Origin of the sequence: Steroidobacter agaridevorans (assembly GCF_009932555.1) — a bacterium.
Classification (GTDB): Bacteria; Pseudomonadota; Gammaproteobacteria; order Steroidobacterales; family Steroidobacteraceae; genus Steroidobacter; species Steroidobacter agaridevorans.
On sequence record NZ_BLJO01000009.1, the window covers coordinates 317,280 to 331,310 of the forward strand.

Sequence of the window (14,031 nt, forward strand, 5' to 3'; positions counted from 1 at the left end):
ATGACCACCACTACACGCAAAACCTATGGCGCGGGCGCGCTCGTGGCGCTCGCCGTGCTGTTCATCGGCGTCACCATCCTCATCACCTTCGTGTTGCGCGGCGCGCGCCTCGACCTGACCGAAAGCAAGCTGTACTCGCTCGCGCCCGGCACCGAAAAGATCCTCGGCTCGCTGGCCGAGCCGATCAATCTTTATTTCTTCTTTTCCGAGCAAGGCAGTGCGCACGATCCCGAAGTGCGCGCTTATTCGCAACGAGTGCGCGAGCTGCTGGAGGAAATGGCGCAACACTCCAAGGGCAAGCTGCGCCTCAACGTGGTCGATCCGAAGCCGTTCTCGGAGGACGAGGATCGCGCCGGCGAGTTTGGCCTGCAGCCCGCCTCGCTCACGCCGGGCGGCGAACCGATGTACTTCGGCCTCGCCGGCACCAACTCTACCGACGGTCGCGAGATCATCGGTTGGTTCCAGCGCGAGAAAGAAGAGTTTCTCGAATACGACGTCATCAGCCTCATCTATCGCTTGAGCAACGCCAAGCGCGCCACCGTCGGCTTGATTTCCAGCCTGCCGGTGGACGCACGCTTCGATCAGATGAGCGGTCAGATGGCGCCGGGCTGGGCCAGCATCCAGCAGCTGCGCGAGACACTCGACGTGCGCACGCTGCAGGCCGATGGCAATGCCATTCCTGAGGACATAGGCGTGCTGATGCTCGTGCATCCGAAGGAATTGAGCCCCGAGGCACAGTACGCGATCGATCAGTTCGTCATGCGCGGCGGCAAGCTCATCAGCTTCATGGATCCGCAGTCGGAAAACGATAACGCCGGCGCGCAGCCGGGCATGCCGCCGATGGGCGGCCGCTCATCGACGCTCGGTCCGCTGCTCGATGCATGGGGCGTGAAGTTCGATACCAACGAGATCGTCGGCGATCGCGAGCTCGGCCTGACCGTGTCGCTGCAACAAGGCCGAGCGCCTTCGCAGCACATCGCGATCATCGGTTTGAACCGCCAGAGCATGAATCCGAAAGACGTGACGGTCTCGGCGCTCGACACGATCAACGTGATGACCGCCGGTGCGCTGTCGAAGAAGGAAGGCGCGACCATCGAGTTCGAGCCGCTGATTCAGTCGAGCACCAACGCCGCATTGCTGCCGGCGGCGAAACTGATGTTCCTGCCCGACAGCGACTCCTTGCTCGATGGCTTCAAGCCCTCCGGCGAGCGCTACACCATCGCTGCCCGCATTCACGGCAAGGTGAAGTCCGCGTTCCCGAACGGAAAGCCGGGCGGTGAAGGCGCCGCGGGCGCGCATCTCGCCGAGTCGAAGGAAGATGCCAACATCATCCTCGTCGCGGACACCGACCTGCTCGCGGATCCGCTGTGGGTTCGTACGCAGAACGTGTTCGGTCAGCGCTTCGCCGTCGCCTGGGCGAACAACGGCGACTTCCTCGCGAACTCCGTCGACAACCTCGCCGGCAGCGCCGACCTGATCAGCGTGCGCGGCCGTCAGAGCTTCTTCCGTCCCTTCACCAAGGTCGACGAACTGCGTCGCCAGGCCAGCGATCAGCTGCGCGCCAAGGAGAAGGAGCTGGATCAGGAGCTGAAAGACACCGAGCAGAAACTGACGGCGCTCGAGGCCGGCCGCGGTGGCAATCAAGCATCGTTGTCGCTGTCGCCCGAGCAGGAAGCCGAGCTCGAGCGCTTCCAGCAAGAGCGTGTGCGCATTCGTAAGGAACTGCGCGACACCCGCCGCAGCCTCGATGAGGACATCGAAGCACTCGGCACGCGGCTGAAGGCCATCAACATCGCGTTGGTGCCGCTGCTGCTCGCGCTCGGCGCGATCTTCCTGGAAATCACACGTCGTCGCCGGCTCCGCGCCGGCCGCGCCGCCGCCCACACGGGTTGAGAGTGACTGAGGTTAGCTCATGACTTCGCGAAAACTTTCCATCCTCGCAATCGTTGCGGTCATCGCCGTGCTCGCGGGCCTGTGGCTCGCCGGCCGGCAGACCTCGCCTTCGTCCACCGAATCCGCCGCGCTGTATCCCGATCTCAAATCGGAGCTGGCTTCGATCACCGCTGTGCGCATCGTCAAGGCTGGCGGCGCGCCGGCGCTCGAAGTGAAGCGCGCTGAAAGCGGCTGGACGGTCGCCGAGCGTCACAACTATCCGGCCGATGAAGCCAAGCTGCGCAAGCTCGTCACCAGCCTCGCCGACGCCAAGGTGCTGGAAGAGAAAACTTCCAACCCGGAGAGCTACAAGACCCTCGGCGTCGAAGATGTGAGCGATGCGGCCGCCGGCGGCGTGCAGATCGAGATCGACGGGCCGAAGCAGCCGATCAAACTGATCGTCGGCAAACAGGCGCAAGGCGCGCAGTCTCACTACGTGCGCCGCGCGGGCGAGCCGAAGAGCTGGCTGATCAACAAGAGCATCGACACGTCCTCGTCGGCCGATCAATGGCTGCGCAAGGATGTCATCGATGTTTCTGCCGATCGCGTGCAGTCGGCTGAAGTGGCCGTCGAGAAGAGCAAGCCTTACTCTGCCGTGAAGAAGACTCGCGCCGATGCGGACTTCACGGTCGAAGGCTTGCCGAAAGGCAAAGAGCTGAGCTCGCCGTCAGCTGCGGATAGCTTTGCCACCGCCCTCGCCGGCCTGACGTTGAGCGACGTGAAGCCGGCCAGCGAAGTGACCGACTCGCCCAGCGCTCGCGCAACGATCAAGACCTTCGACGGCCTGGTGACGGAAGTGACCGGCTGGAAGAAGGACGACAAACATTACGTCGCGCTGAAGACCTCTTTCGACGCCGCTCTCGCCGACAAATTCAAAGTCGCGACCGCGGATCCGGAGAAGAAAGAAGGCGAAGGCGCGCCGCCCGCTGCGGACAAACCTGCCGAGGCCGCCAAGCCTGCTGCGCGCAACGTCGAAGAGGAATCGACCAAGGCGAACGCGCAGCTCAACGGTTGGGTTTATGAGATCCCGGCGTACAAGTACGACGCGATCTTCAAGCCGCTCGATGAGCTGATCAAGAAGTAACAACGACACCGCAGCGGCCCCAGACTGGGGCCGCTGCTCTCAGGCCCGCTTCGGCAGGACCACAACCCGAGTCCGGGTCCACCGATCGTGCCAGGCCAGCTTGTCGCGATCGATCCAAATCCACCAGTAGCCTGCGAACGCCAGCACCAGCGACACCGTCGCGCCGGCGAGGCGCTTGATCACATCGGACCAGCCCAACCGAGCGCCGTCCTCGCGCTCGACTCGCAGACGCCACGCTTGCATGCCCAGCGTCTGGCCACTGCGCGTCCAGGGCACTCCGAAATAGACGATGATGACCACCAACTCGAGCAACTGAAAGCCATGCCTCCACTTGCTGTAAGGCCCGACGGTGACAGCCTCACCCCCCGTCAGCGGCAACATCAGTGACGTAAGCACTATCAGCACCGCCACCACCAGCAGCAGGTCATAAAACATCGCGCCCAGCCGGCGCAGCACGCCGGCGCTCGGCAGGCGCTCGGTCGAAACGGACTCAGTCATGATTTAGCGAACGCGTGAGATAGCGATGAACGTGATGACGGTCAGTAGCGCGGTCGGCAGCCAGGCGACCATGATGGGCGGCATGTTGAACACTTCGCCGCCGCTTTCCAACATCCTCGCCATCAGGAAGAACACCACACCGATCATGATGCCGACGACCGTGCGCGCGCCGGTTCCCGTCGACCGCATCGGCCCGAACGCGAACGGCACGGCCAGCACCACGATGATCGCTACAGCGACAGTGCGCGCGATGCGCGCCCACAAAGCAACCTCGTACACCCGCGAATCCAGACCGTTGGCCTTCAGATGTTGGATGTAGCTGAACAAGCCTCGCCCAGTCAGCGAGTCCGCATCGAGCACCGCCAGACCTAGAAACTCCGGCGACAGCCGCGTTTGCAGCCGCGTCTCCGGCTCCTTGCTGGTCACCACTCGCTCATCGTCGATGCGCGACTCGACGTAGTTCTCGAGCTGCCACAGATTGTTCTGGTCGATGCTCGCATTGTTCGCATGCCCGACGCTGCGCAACCGGCGCTGCCCATCGAACTTGAACACATACACGCCGCCGTAGCGGTTGCCCGCCGCCTGCTGGCGGACCGAGATCATCATGTCGCCGTCCTTCGCCCAGGCGCTCTTGTTGCCCGCCATGCTGTAGTCGTTGAACTTGGCGAAGGTCTTCATCTGCCGGCCGTACTGCTCCATCGGCGGCGCGATCACCTCGCCGATGAGGCCCGTGAAGATCATCAGAATGACGCCGGCGCCCGCCGTCCACATCGCGATGCGCATGGTGGACACGCCCGCCGCCCGCACGACGATCAACTCCAGCGTGCGCGCCAGATTACCCAGCGCCAGCAGCGCTCCGATCAGCGCCGCGATCGGCAACAGATCGAACGCGTATTTCGGCAGGTACAAGCCGACGTACATGAAAGCGTTCGCGACCGTGAAGGCGCCCACGCCGATGTCGTCCTGCTGCGTGATGAACAGATACAAGCCGCTCAGCGCGAGCAGCACCAGCATGACCAGCGCGGTGTTGCCGAGGATCGCCTTGATCACATATCTGGAAAGGATGGACGTCATGCCGGCACCGCCACAGGTCGCGCCTTCTTGCCAAACGGCGCCTCACGCGACAGCAACCACAAGCCCAACGCCAGGGCGGCCATGTGGACCCACCCCATGCCAATCCATTCGGGCACCCCGCCTTCGATCCATGCGCGCCCCGCGGCCAGCAGCTGCGAGTAAATGAAATACACGAGAATGGCGATGCCGATACGTCCGAACCGGCCTTGTCTCGGCCGCAACCGAGCGAGCGGCACCGCGATGAGCATCAGGATGAGCGCCATCACCGGCGTCGAAATACGCCATTGCAGCTCGGCTCGATCGCGCGGATCGCTGGACTGTAACAATTCGTTGGTGGACTTCATGCCCGCCTTGCCGGCGCGCCCGCCGATCTCACCGAGCCGGATCGGATAACCGCCCTCCGCGAAATGGGTGATCTGCCATTCCCCTTTCCCGGGCACACCTTTGTAATGTTCGCCGTCGTACAGCACGAACATCTGATCGGCCTGCCCGGCGCCCCGCTGCTCGGCGCGCGTTGCGACCCAGACCTCCAGCTCGCCCTGACTCTCCGGATCCTGCGTCCGATCCACGAAAACATTTACGTTGTGCAGGATGCCGTTGTCATCGACGCGCTCGGCGTAGAAGACGACATTGCCGCCGCCGAACGTGCGGAATCGACCCGGCTCGAGCAGACCGAACTGCGCATCCTGCAAAGCTTCGGTGCGGATCTGCTGGGCGCGCGCGGAGGCGGCGGGAATGGCCCAGAACGACAGCCAGACCAGCAAAGCGGTGATGAACAAGCCGAGATAAGCGATCGGCCGGTACAAACCGGCAGGCCCGACGCCGCAGGACTGGATCGCCGCCATTTCGCTCTCGTGATACATGCGGCCGAGCGCCAGCAAGATGGCGAGGAAGAAGCCGATGGGCACGATCACGGTGAGATAGCCGGCCGAGGTCAGGCCGATCAGCGAGAGCACCACAGTGCGTGGAAAATCGTTGGCGGCCGCCTGCGACAGCACCCGCGCCAGCTGATTCGACAGCAGGATGACCAGCAATACGCCGGTGACGGCCAGCCAGGTTTCCGCAACCTCCCTCAGGAGGTATCGATCCAAGGTTCGCAATGCTTGTTCCGCTTTTTACCCGCAGCGAGAGGTTGGTTTCCGCGGCGGTCAGGCGCGCGGAATGGAGTAGACTACCGCCTTTTTCGCGCCCCTTGCGAGGAAGGTTCATGGAATTTTTCGTCAGCACCGCCTCAGCGTCCCGTCAGCGTACCGACTGCGCCATCGTCGGCGTCTATGACAAAGGTGTTTTGTCCGCTGCCGCCGAAGATCTCGATGCCCGCATCGGCGGCCGCATCGCCAAGCTGGTGAAGCGAGGCGATCTGCGCGGCAAGACCGGCGACGCGCTATTGCTCGCCGACCTGCCCGGCGCGCCGGTCGAGCGAGTCATCGTGCTCGGCCTCGGCAATCGCAGCGCTTTCAAGCGCAAGCAATATCGCAAGGCGCTCGCCAGCGCCCTGGCGCTGTTGTCCAAGACCGGCGCGCGCGATGCGATCAGCTATCTCGGCCTGGATGAAATCGCCGACGCCGATGCGTACACGCAGGCTCGCGTCGCGGTCGAAGCGGTCGCCGCCTCCCAGTACCGCATTCCCGATCACAAGACGAGCAACAAACGCCCCAAACCGTCGCTGACCAAGTTCGGCCTCGCCGTCGCCAGTCGCGGCGACAAAGGGCAAGCCGAACGCGGCCTCGCGCATGGTGAGGCCATCGTCAGCGGCATGGCCTTCATGCGCGATCTGGCGAATCAGCCCGCCAATGTTTGCACGCCGAGCTATCTCGCCCGCGCGGCCAAGAACCTGGCCAAGGATTACAAGAAGCTCAACGTGCGCGTGTTGAACGAGGCCGAATGCAAACGCCTCGGCATGGGTTCGTTCCTGTCGGTGACCAACGGCTCCGAAGAGCCGGCCGCGTTCATCGTGTTCGAGTACTACGGCGCCGAGCGCAGCCAGGCGCCGGTGGTGCTGGTCGGCAAGGCTGTCACGTTCGACACCGGCGGTATTTCGTTGAAGCCGCCGGCCGCGATGGATGAAATGAAGTTCGACATGAGCGGCGGCGCCAGCGTGTTCGGCACCATGAAAGCCGTCGCCGAGCTGGAGCTGCCGATCAACGTCATCGGCGTCGTGCCGGCGTGCGAGAACATGCCGAGCGGTCGCGCCACCAAGCCCGGCGACATCGTGAAGAGCATGTCGGGCCAGACCATCGAAGTGCTCAACACCGACGCCGAAGGCCGCCTGATCCTGTGCGACGCCATCACCTACTCGCGCCGCTTCAAGCCCGAGGTCGTCATCGATCTCGCGACGCTCACGGGCGCGTGCGTCATCGCGCTGGGCAATCATCTCTCCGGCTTGTTCAGTAACGATGACGAACTGGCGGCTGAGCTGAAGGCTGCCGGCGACCGGGCGGACGATCGCGCGTGGCACATGCCGATCGGTGAGGAGTACGGCGAGCAGCTGAAGAGCAACTTCGCGGACTTCGCCAACGTGGCCGGCCGCGAAGGCGGCGCCATCACGGCAGCATGTTTCCTCGCGAAGTTCACCGACGGCCTGCGCTGGGCGCACCTCGACATCGCCGGCACCGCGTATCAAGCCGGCGCGAACAAGGGCAGCACGGGCCGACCGGTGCCGCTGCTGGTCGATTACCTCATCAACAAGAAGTAATCGACCTGCCATGAGTCGAGTGGACTTCTACGTCCTCTCCGCGGACGCGCCCGACGCCCGCCTGCGCTACGCGTGCAGGCTGGCCGAGCGCGCCGTCGAGCAAGGCTGTCAGGTGTACATCCAAACGCCCGACGTGCAACGACTCGACGACATGCTGTGGACGTTCAGCGATGCCAGCTTCCTGCCGCACGAGGTCTATCGAGGTCAGGCGGCTGCCCACGCGCGCGTGATGGTGATGGTCGGGTCGGAGGTTGGGCCGCAATCGCACCGCGGGTTGCTGATCAATCTGATGGATGCGATGCCGTCGGATGTGAATGCCTACGACCGCATCGCTGAGATCGTCGACGTCGATCCGGAACGGAAGCGCGCTGCTCGCGAGCGTTTCAAACAATATCGCGAGCAGGGCTGTGCGATGGAGTCGCACAACTTATAGCGTCGACGGCTGGCGTCGCGAGCGTCAGCGAGAGATGCAGGGCGCGGCAACGCCGGCGCTAAGCGAGATATGCGGCGTGATCGATCGTCACATTCGACGCGCCGCGCTCCATCGCCGATCTCAGCGGCGCTGGCAATGGCGACTTCTGCAGCGTGTGATGATCCACATGCACGTACACCGTCTCCACCGTGACGATCACTCTCTCCTCGCCTGCAATACGAAACTCCGTCGCCAGCGTAAACGACGTGTTGCCCAGATGTTTCGTCGAGACTGAAATCTCCAGCACCTGGTCGTATCTTGCCGGCGCGCGCCACTCGGTGGTTTGTTTCACCAGCTGAAAATCGAGCTCGCCGGTTTGCATTTCCTTCTCATAGCCCAGCGCGCGAAAGTATTCCGCCGTGGCCACATCGGTGTAATCGGCATAGCGCGCATTGAACACGACCTTCTGCGCGTCGCATTCGCTATAACGGGTTCGCAGAAAATATCTGAACCGGCTCATCGTCGCTCCTCGACTCTCGATCGCTGGATGATACGCGCGAACTCAGACATGCAGCGGCAACAAATGCGGCTTCAACAACTCCGCGATCCAGCTCATGAATACCTGCACGCGCCGTGAAAGATTCCGTCGCTGTGCGTACAGCAACCAAACCGGCATCGGCTCTGCGCGCAGCTCGGGCGCGACTTCCACCAGCAGGCCCTGCTCTATCAACATCCGCATACCAGGCCCGGGAGCCTGGGTGATACCGAGGCCGGCCAGACAGGTTTCCTGATACGCCTCGGCGCTGTTGACGGTGATCGCACCGCGCATCTCCACCGTGCGGTACGCGACGCCGTCGTGATACTCGAAGCCCATCGACTTCGCACCGAACGTGCCCACATAGTGGATCAGCTGGTGGTGTGCCAGATCTTCCACGGTCCGCGGCATGCCGTGCGTGCGAACGTATTCGGGACTCGCACAGTTCGTGACAGCAAACATGCCGAGCGGGCGGGCGATCAAGCTGACATCGTCCACCGAGCCGACGCGCATCACGCAGTCGAAGCCTTCGCGCACCAGATCCACTTTGCGATCGGTACAACTCAGCTCGATCTCGAGCCTCGGATGCTCTGCCAGGAACTCGCTCAGGCGCGGAATGACCGTCGAGCGGGCGATGCCCGTAGGCATATCCACGCGCAATCGCCCTCGCAGTTCCTGCGGGCCTTGTTGAAACATCGAGCGCAGCTCGTCCATATCCGCCAGCAGATCTTTGCAGCGCTCGTAACAGGCCCGTCCGTCCAGAGTCATTTGGACCTTGCGAGTGGTCCGATGCAGCAGCTGCGTGCCGAACTCGCTCTCCAACTGTTGAACCGCCGTGGACATGCTCGCTTTGGGCATGCCGAGACTTTCGGCGGCCCGCGTATAGCTGGCGAGTTCGGCGACGCGGACGAAGATCTGCATGGCTTCGAGCCGGTTCATGGGGCGGCCTTGAGTGGATTGTTCTGATTATACGAACACTACGCTCAAGTTCAGCTAGTTTATCCACCAAATTCAGATCAATAAGCTGTCCTCCGTCGGTTCGATTCCACCCCAACAAGGAGCCAGCAATGAATACCTCGAACACCTCCCCCATCGCCCTGATCACTGGCGGCAGCCGCGGCCTCGGCCGGAACATGGCCCTGCAGTCCGCCGAACGCGGCATCGACGTGCTGCTGACCTATCGGAGCAATCGCAAAGAAGCCGAAGCCGTGGTCGCCGAGATCGAGAAGTCCGGCCGGCGGGCGGCGGCGCTGCAGCTCGATGTGAGCGTCGCTGCGAGCTTCGACCAGTTCGTGGGCCAGGTCGGCGAAGTGCTGAAGAGCCGCTGGCAGCGCGACCGTTTCGATTTCCTCGTGAACAATGCGGGCATCGGTATCCACGCCGGTTTCGCGGAAACCAGCGAGGCGCAGTTCGATGAGCTCGTCAACATTCACTTAAAGGGACCGTTCTTCCTGACCCAGAAACTGTTGCCGTTGCTGGCCGACGGCGGCCGCATCGTCAATATTTCTTCGGGTCTGGCCCGCTTCGCCCTGCCCGGCTATGCGGCATATGCCGCCATGAAAGGCGCGATCGAGGTGCTGACCCGTTATCAGGCCAAGGAACTGGGCGCCCGCGGGATCGCGGTGAATGTAGTCGCGCCGGGCGCCATCGAGACCGACTTCGGCGGTGGCGCGGTCCGGGACAACAAGCAGTTGAACGACCTCATCGCCTCGCAAACGGCGCTCGGCCGGGTCGGCCGGCCGGAGGACATCGGCGGCGTGGTCGCCTCGCTGCTGTCGCCGGAAAACCGCTGGATCAATGCTCAGCGGATCGAAGCCTCCGGCGGCATGTTCCTGTAAGGGGCTCCTGCCCCGGCGGGGAGGCGTGGCAGCTATACTATCCAGCTGTTTTACGCCTTCCCGCCTGTGTCGGACTATGCAAAAGACCTACGACCCCAAGGACATCGAGCAGCGCACTTACCAGCGATGGGAGTCGCACGGCTGGTTCAAGCCCTCGGGCCAGGGTGCGCCCTACAGCATCGTCATTCCGCCGCCGAACGTGACCGGCACGCTGCACATGGGTCACGCCTTTCAGCACACGCTGATGGACGTGCTCACCCGCCAGCATCGCATGCAGGGCGAAAACACGTTGTGGCAACCGGGCACGGACCACGCCGGCATCGCGACCCAAATGGTCGTCGAGCGTCAGCTGAATGCGGAAGGCGTCCATCGCCGTGACATCGGGCGCGAAGCGTTCGTCAAACGCGTGTGGGAATGGAAGGCGCAGTCCGGCGACACGATCTCTCGCCAGGAACGTCGCATCGGCAACTCGGTCGACTGGACGCGCGATCGGTTCACGATGGACGAAGGCTTGTCCGAGGCCGTCACCAACGTCTTCGTGCGCTTGTATGAAGATGGCCTGATCTATCGTGGCAAGCGCCTGGTGAACTGGGATCCGGTGCTGCACACCGCGCTGTCCGATCTGGAAGTGATGTCGCAGGAGGAGCAAGGCTCGCTGTGGCATTTCCGTTATCCGATCGAAGGCAGTGGCGACACCATCTATCCGGTCGAAAGCAACGACCAGTACCTGGTTGTGGCCACGACGCGCCCCGAAACCATGCTGGGCGACACCGCGGTCGCCGTGCATCCCGAGGATGAGCGTTACAAACATCTCGTCGGCAAGAAGATCCGGCTGCCGCTCACCGGCCGGCTGATTCCCATCGTCGCCGACGATTACGTCGATCCGGCGTTCGGCTCGGGCTGCGTCAAGATCACGCCGGGCCACGACTTCAACGACTACCAGATCGGCGTGCGCCACTCGCTGCCGCTGATCAACATCTTCGACGCCAACGCCGCACTCAACGACGAGGTGCCCGAGAAATATCGCGGGCTCGATCGCTTCGCCGCGCGCAAGCAGGTGGTCGCCGATCTCGAAGCGTTGGGATTGGTCGAGAAGATCGAACCTCACAAACTGCAAGTGCCGCGGGGCGATCGTAGCAACGCGGTGCTCGAGCCGTGGCTCACCGATCAATGGTACGTGCGCATCGCGCCGCTCGCCGAGCCCGCGATCAAGTGCGTGCAGGACGGCCGCATTCGCTTCGTGCCGGAAAACTGGTCCAAGACGTATTACCAGTGGATGGAAAACATCCAGGACTGGTGCATCAGCCGTCAGCTGTGGTGGGGTCATCAGATCCCGGCGTGGTATGACGATCAAGGCAACCACTACGTCGCTCACACCGAGGAGCAGGCCAAGCAGCAGGCGCGCGCGAAGCTCGGCCGCGATGTGACACTCAAGCGCGACGAAGACGTGCTCGATACCTGGTTCTCCTCCGCGCTGTGGCCCTTCTCGACGCTCGGCTGGCCGGAGCAGACGCCGGAGCTGAAATCGCTGTATCCCACCAGCGTGCTGGTCACCGGCTTCGACATCATCTTCTTCTGGGTGGCCCGCATGATCATGATGGGCCTGAAGTTCGCCGGCGACGTGCCGTTCCGGGAGGTGTACATCACCGGCCTGATCCGCGACGAGAACGGCGACAAGATGTCCAAGTCCAAGGGCAATATCATCGACCCGCTCGACCTGATCGACGGCATCGACCTGGAGTCGCTGGTCGCCAAGCGCACCACCGGCCTGATGCAGCCGAAGGACAAGGACAAGATCGAGAAGGCCACGCGCAAGCAGTTTCCGACCGGCATGCCCTCCTACGGCGCCGACGCGCTGCGCTTTACGTTCTGCGCGCTCGCGACCATGGGCCGCGACATTCGTTTCGATCTCGGCCGCATCGAGGGCTACCGCAACTTCTGTAACAAGCTGTGGAACGCCGCGCGCTACGTGATGATGAATCTGGAGAGCGCGCCCCCCGCTGCTGCGACCGGGCCGGTTGAATATTCCGTCGCCGATCGTTGGATCCGCTCGCGCCTGGGCGCGACGATCGAAGAAGTGCGCGCCCGCCTCGCCGAATATCGTTTCGATCTCGCGTCGCAGGCGCTGTATGAGTTCGCCTGGTACGAGTACTGCGACTGGTATCTGGAGCTGTCGAAGCCGACGCTGCAGTCCGAGCAGTCGAGCGATGCGCAGAAGCGCGGCACGCGCGAAACGCTGGCGGTCGTGCTCGAGGCGTATCTGCGTCTGTTACATCCGCTGATGCCCTTCATCACCGAAGAGATCTGGCAGTCGGTCGCGCCGATGGCGGGCATCAAAGGCGAGACGATCATGTTGCAGTCTTATCCGACTGCTGCCGAGTTCTCGCGCGACGTTGCGGCTGAAGGCGCCATCACGCCGATCAAGGCGGTGATCCTCGGCGCGCGGCAGATTCGTGGTCAGCTGGATATTCCTCAAGTGCGCGAAATCGCGGTCGCTTTCCAGTCGCCCGAAGCGACGGACGAAGCCTCGATCCAGGCCAGCCTCGACGTGGTCCGCGGGGTCGGCAAGATCGGCGAGCTGAAACTTCTGCCGAGCGACGCCTCGCTGCCGCCGTCGGCCACCGCCATCGTCGACCGCCGCACGATTTCGTCGCCGCTGGCCGGGCTGATCTCCGATCCGCAGGCGGAGCTGGCTCGCTTGCGCAAGCGCAGGGCCGGCGTCGAACAGAACCTCAAAAAGGAAGAGGCCAAGTTCGCCAATCCGAACTTCGTTGCGAATGCCAAGCCCGAGGTCGTCGCCTTGGGTCATGAGCGTATCGCCGAGTTCAAACGCCAGATCGCGCAGCTGGATGAGCAGGAGAAAATGGTGAGCCGCTTGTAACAGCGGCTCCTCGCCTGTCGGCATCTGGCGAATCTGTCATGCGCGCTGGCGCGAATGCGAACTACCTACTTGCATTTCACGCCATACTGCCGACACTGGCCGGCGAATGAAGCCGGAGAGCGCATGAATTCCGCCATCCCAACGCTGATCACGCAGGCCGACCCCATCGAGCTGATCGCCGCCACGACGGCGCAGCTCAATCGGGTGATCCTGGGCAAAGAGCATCAGGTGCAACTGTGCATCTCCTGCCTGCTGGCGCGCGGTCATCTGCTGATCGAGGACATTCCCGGCGTCGGCAAGACCACGCTGGCGCATGCGATCGCCGAATCGCTCGGCCTGTCCTATCAACGCATCCAGTTCACCAGCGACCTGCTGCCGGCCGACATCATCGGCATCTCCGTGTTCGATCGCGAGACCAGCACGTTCCAGTTCCACAAGGGCCCGGTGTTCTCGCAGCTGGTGCTCGCCGATGAAGTGAATCGGGCAACGCCGAAGGCGCAGAGCGCGCTGCTCGAAGCGATGGAGGAACATCAAGTCACCGCCGATGGCGCCACCTATCCTCTCGCCGCACCGTTCTTCGTCATCGCCACGCAGAATCCGGTGTATCAGATCGGCACGTATCCGCTGCCGGAGTCGCAGCTCGACCGGTTCCTGATGCGCATCGAGCTCGGCTATCCCGATCCCACGCTGGAACGTCAGCTGCTGCTCGGCCAGGACCGACGCGATCTGGTCGCGACGCTCGCGCCCACCCTGTCGCCGCAGCAGTTGTTGTTGATGCAGACGATGGTGCCGAAGGTGCACGTCTCCGACGCGTTGCTGGACTATGTGCAGGCCCTGGTTCGCTACACCCGCGAATCGCCGTTGTTCGAAGCCGGCATTTCTCCTCGCGCCTCGATTGGCTTGCTCCGAGCGGCCCAGGCGTGGGCTTTGATTCACGGACATCCAGGCGTCATGCCCGAGGACGTCCAGGCCGTGCTTGCCGCCGTCGTGGGCCACCGCCTCAAACCTCGCGATGAAGGCGCGCCCAAAACGCCCACCGAAATCGGCCAGTTCGTCCTGAAAGAAGTCGCGGTTCCCTGATC

The 14,031-nt window shown here is 63.3% G+C and carries 12 protein-coding genes; 7 read left to right on the forward strand and 5 right to left on the reverse strand.

Annotated features, from left to right (window positions below):
• Together GYH35_RS29265 and GYH35_RS29270 are read left to right on the forward strand one after the other, a co-directional pair.
• On the forward strand, positions 1 to 1,893 hold the full coding sequence (locus GYH35_RS29265) for a GldG family protein (protein ID WP_161816104.1): 1,893 nt from the start codon (positions 1 to 3) through the stop codon (positions 1,891 to 1,893).
• A 19-nt stretch (positions 1,894 to 1,912) separates the two neighbouring features.
• Positions 1,913 to 3,016, forward strand: coding sequence for a DUF4340 domain-containing protein (locus GYH35_RS29270; protein ID WP_161816105.1), 1,104 nt, complete (start codon positions 1,913 to 1,915; stop codon positions 3,014 to 3,016).
• 39 nt (positions 3,017 to 3,055) lie between these two features.
• On the opposite strand, the gene GYH35_RS29275 is transcribed toward GYH35_RS29270, so the two are convergent.
• From GYH35_RS29275 to lptF, 3 genes are read right to left on the reverse strand one after another with little or no spacing between them, the layout of a single operon-like run.
• Complete coding sequence (locus tag GYH35_RS29275) at positions 3,056 to 3,514, reverse strand: RDD family protein (RefSeq protein WP_161816106.1); 459 nt, start codon at positions 3,512 to 3,514, stop codon at positions 3,056 to 3,058.
• A gap of 3 nt (positions 3,515 to 3,517) precedes the next feature.
• Positions 3,518 to 4,588, reverse strand: coding sequence for an LPS export ABC transporter permease LptG (gene lptG, locus GYH35_RS29280; RefSeq protein WP_161816107.1), 1,071 nt, complete (start codon positions 4,586 to 4,588; stop codon positions 3,518 to 3,520).
• Positions 4,585 to 5,679 carry an LPS export ABC transporter permease LptF gene (lptF, locus tag GYH35_RS29285; RefSeq protein ID WP_161816108.1) on the reverse strand — a complete coding sequence of 365 codons (1,095 nt, stop codon included), beginning with the start codon at positions 5,677 to 5,679 and terminating at the stop codon, positions 4,585 to 4,587. The genes lptG and lptF overlap by 4 nt, the downstream gene beginning before the upstream one ends.
• 116 nt (positions 5,680 to 5,795) lie before the next feature.
• On the opposite strand from lptF, the gene GYH35_RS29290 reads away from it, so the two are divergent.
• Together GYH35_RS29290 and GYH35_RS29295 are read left to right on the forward strand one after the other, a co-directional pair.
• Positions 5,796 to 7,283 carry a leucyl aminopeptidase gene (locus GYH35_RS29290; protein WP_161816109.1) on the forward strand — a complete coding sequence of 496 codons (1,488 nt, stop codon included), beginning with the start codon at positions 5,796 to 5,798 and terminating at the stop codon, positions 7,281 to 7,283.
• Positions 7,284 to 7,293: 10 nt separating this feature from the next.
• A complete protein-coding gene (locus GYH35_RS29295; RefSeq protein ID WP_161830270.1) occupies positions 7,294 to 7,716 on the forward strand; it encodes a DNA polymerase III subunit chi in 423 nt (140 codons plus the stop codon).
• A gap of 58 nt (positions 7,717 to 7,774) precedes the next feature.
• Here the strand turns inward: GYH35_RS29295 and GYH35_RS29300 are convergent, their stop codons facing one another.
• Positions 7,775 to 8,215, reverse strand: a complete 441-nt coding sequence (locus GYH35_RS29300; protein WP_161830271.1) for an acyl-CoA thioesterase — start codon at positions 8,213 to 8,215, stop codon at positions 7,775 to 7,777.
• Between the two features lie 42 nt (positions 8,216 to 8,257).
• Positions 8,258 to 9,169, reverse strand: coding sequence for a LysR family transcriptional regulator (locus GYH35_RS29305; RefSeq protein ID WP_161830272.1), 912 nt, complete (start codon positions 9,167 to 9,169; stop codon positions 8,258 to 8,260).
• A 128-nt stretch (positions 9,170 to 9,297) separates the two neighbouring features.
• Between GYH35_RS29305 and GYH35_RS29310 the strand changes: the two genes are divergently transcribed.
• From GYH35_RS29310 to GYH35_RS29320, 3 genes are all read left to right on the forward strand, one after another.
• Positions 9,298 to 10,068: an SDR family NAD(P)-dependent oxidoreductase gene (locus tag GYH35_RS29310; RefSeq protein WP_161830273.1), complete on the forward strand. Its 771-nt coding sequence runs from the start codon at positions 9,298 to 9,300 to the stop codon at positions 10,066 to 10,068.
• A gap of 76 nt (positions 10,069 to 10,144) precedes the next feature.
• Positions 10,145 to 12,949, forward strand: coding sequence for a valine--tRNA ligase (locus tag GYH35_RS29315; RefSeq protein ID WP_161830274.1), 2,805 nt, complete (start codon positions 10,145 to 10,147; stop codon positions 12,947 to 12,949).
• Between the two features lie 123 nt (positions 12,950 to 13,072).
• Positions 13,073 to 14,029, forward strand: a complete 957-nt coding sequence (locus GYH35_RS29320) for an AAA family ATPase (RefSeq protein WP_161830275.1) — start codon at positions 13,073 to 13,075, stop codon at positions 14,027 to 14,029.
• The last annotated feature ends 2 nt before the right edge of the window (positions 14,030 to 14,031 follow it).

Coding starts and splice junctions, on each gene's coding strand:
- GYH35_RS29265 (WP_161816104.1), top strand. CDS start 1: ATGACCACCACTACACGCAAAACCTATGGCGCGGGCGCGCTCGTGGCG.
- GYH35_RS29270 (WP_161816105.1), top strand. CDS start 1,913: ATGACTTCGCGAAAACTTTCCATCCTCGCAATCGTTGCGGTCATCGCC.
- GYH35_RS29275 (WP_161816106.1), bottom strand. CDS start 3,514: ATGACTGAGTCCGTTTCGACCGAGCGCCTGCCGAGCGCCGGCGTGCTG.
- lptG (WP_161816107.1), bottom strand. CDS start 4,588: ATGACGTCCATCCTTTCCAGATATGTGATCAAGGCGATCCTCGGCAAC.
- GYH35_RS29290 (WP_161816109.1), top strand. CDS start 5,796: ATGGAATTTTTCGTCAGCACCGCCTCAGCGTCCCGTCAGCGTACCGAC.
- GYH35_RS29295 (WP_161830270.1), top strand. CDS start 7,294: ATGAGTCGAGTGGACTTCTACGTCCTCTCCGCGGACGCGCCCGACGCC.
- GYH35_RS29300 (WP_161830271.1), bottom strand. CDS start 8,215: ATGAGCCGGTTCAGATATTTTCTGCGAACCCGTTATAGCGAATGCGAC.
- GYH35_RS29305 (WP_161830272.1), bottom strand. CDS start 9,169: ATGAACCGGCTCGAAGCCATGCAGATCTTCGTCCGCGTCGCCGAACTC.
- GYH35_RS29310 (WP_161830273.1), top strand. CDS start 9,298: ATGAATACCTCGAACACCTCCCCCATCGCCCTGATCACTGGCGGCAGC.
- GYH35_RS29315 (WP_161830274.1), top strand. CDS start 10,145: ATGCAAAAGACCTACGACCCCAAGGACATCGAGCAGCGCACTTACCAG.
- GYH35_RS29320 (WP_161830275.1), top strand. CDS start 13,073: ATGAATTCCGCCATCCCAACGCTGATCACGCAGGCCGACCCCATCGAG.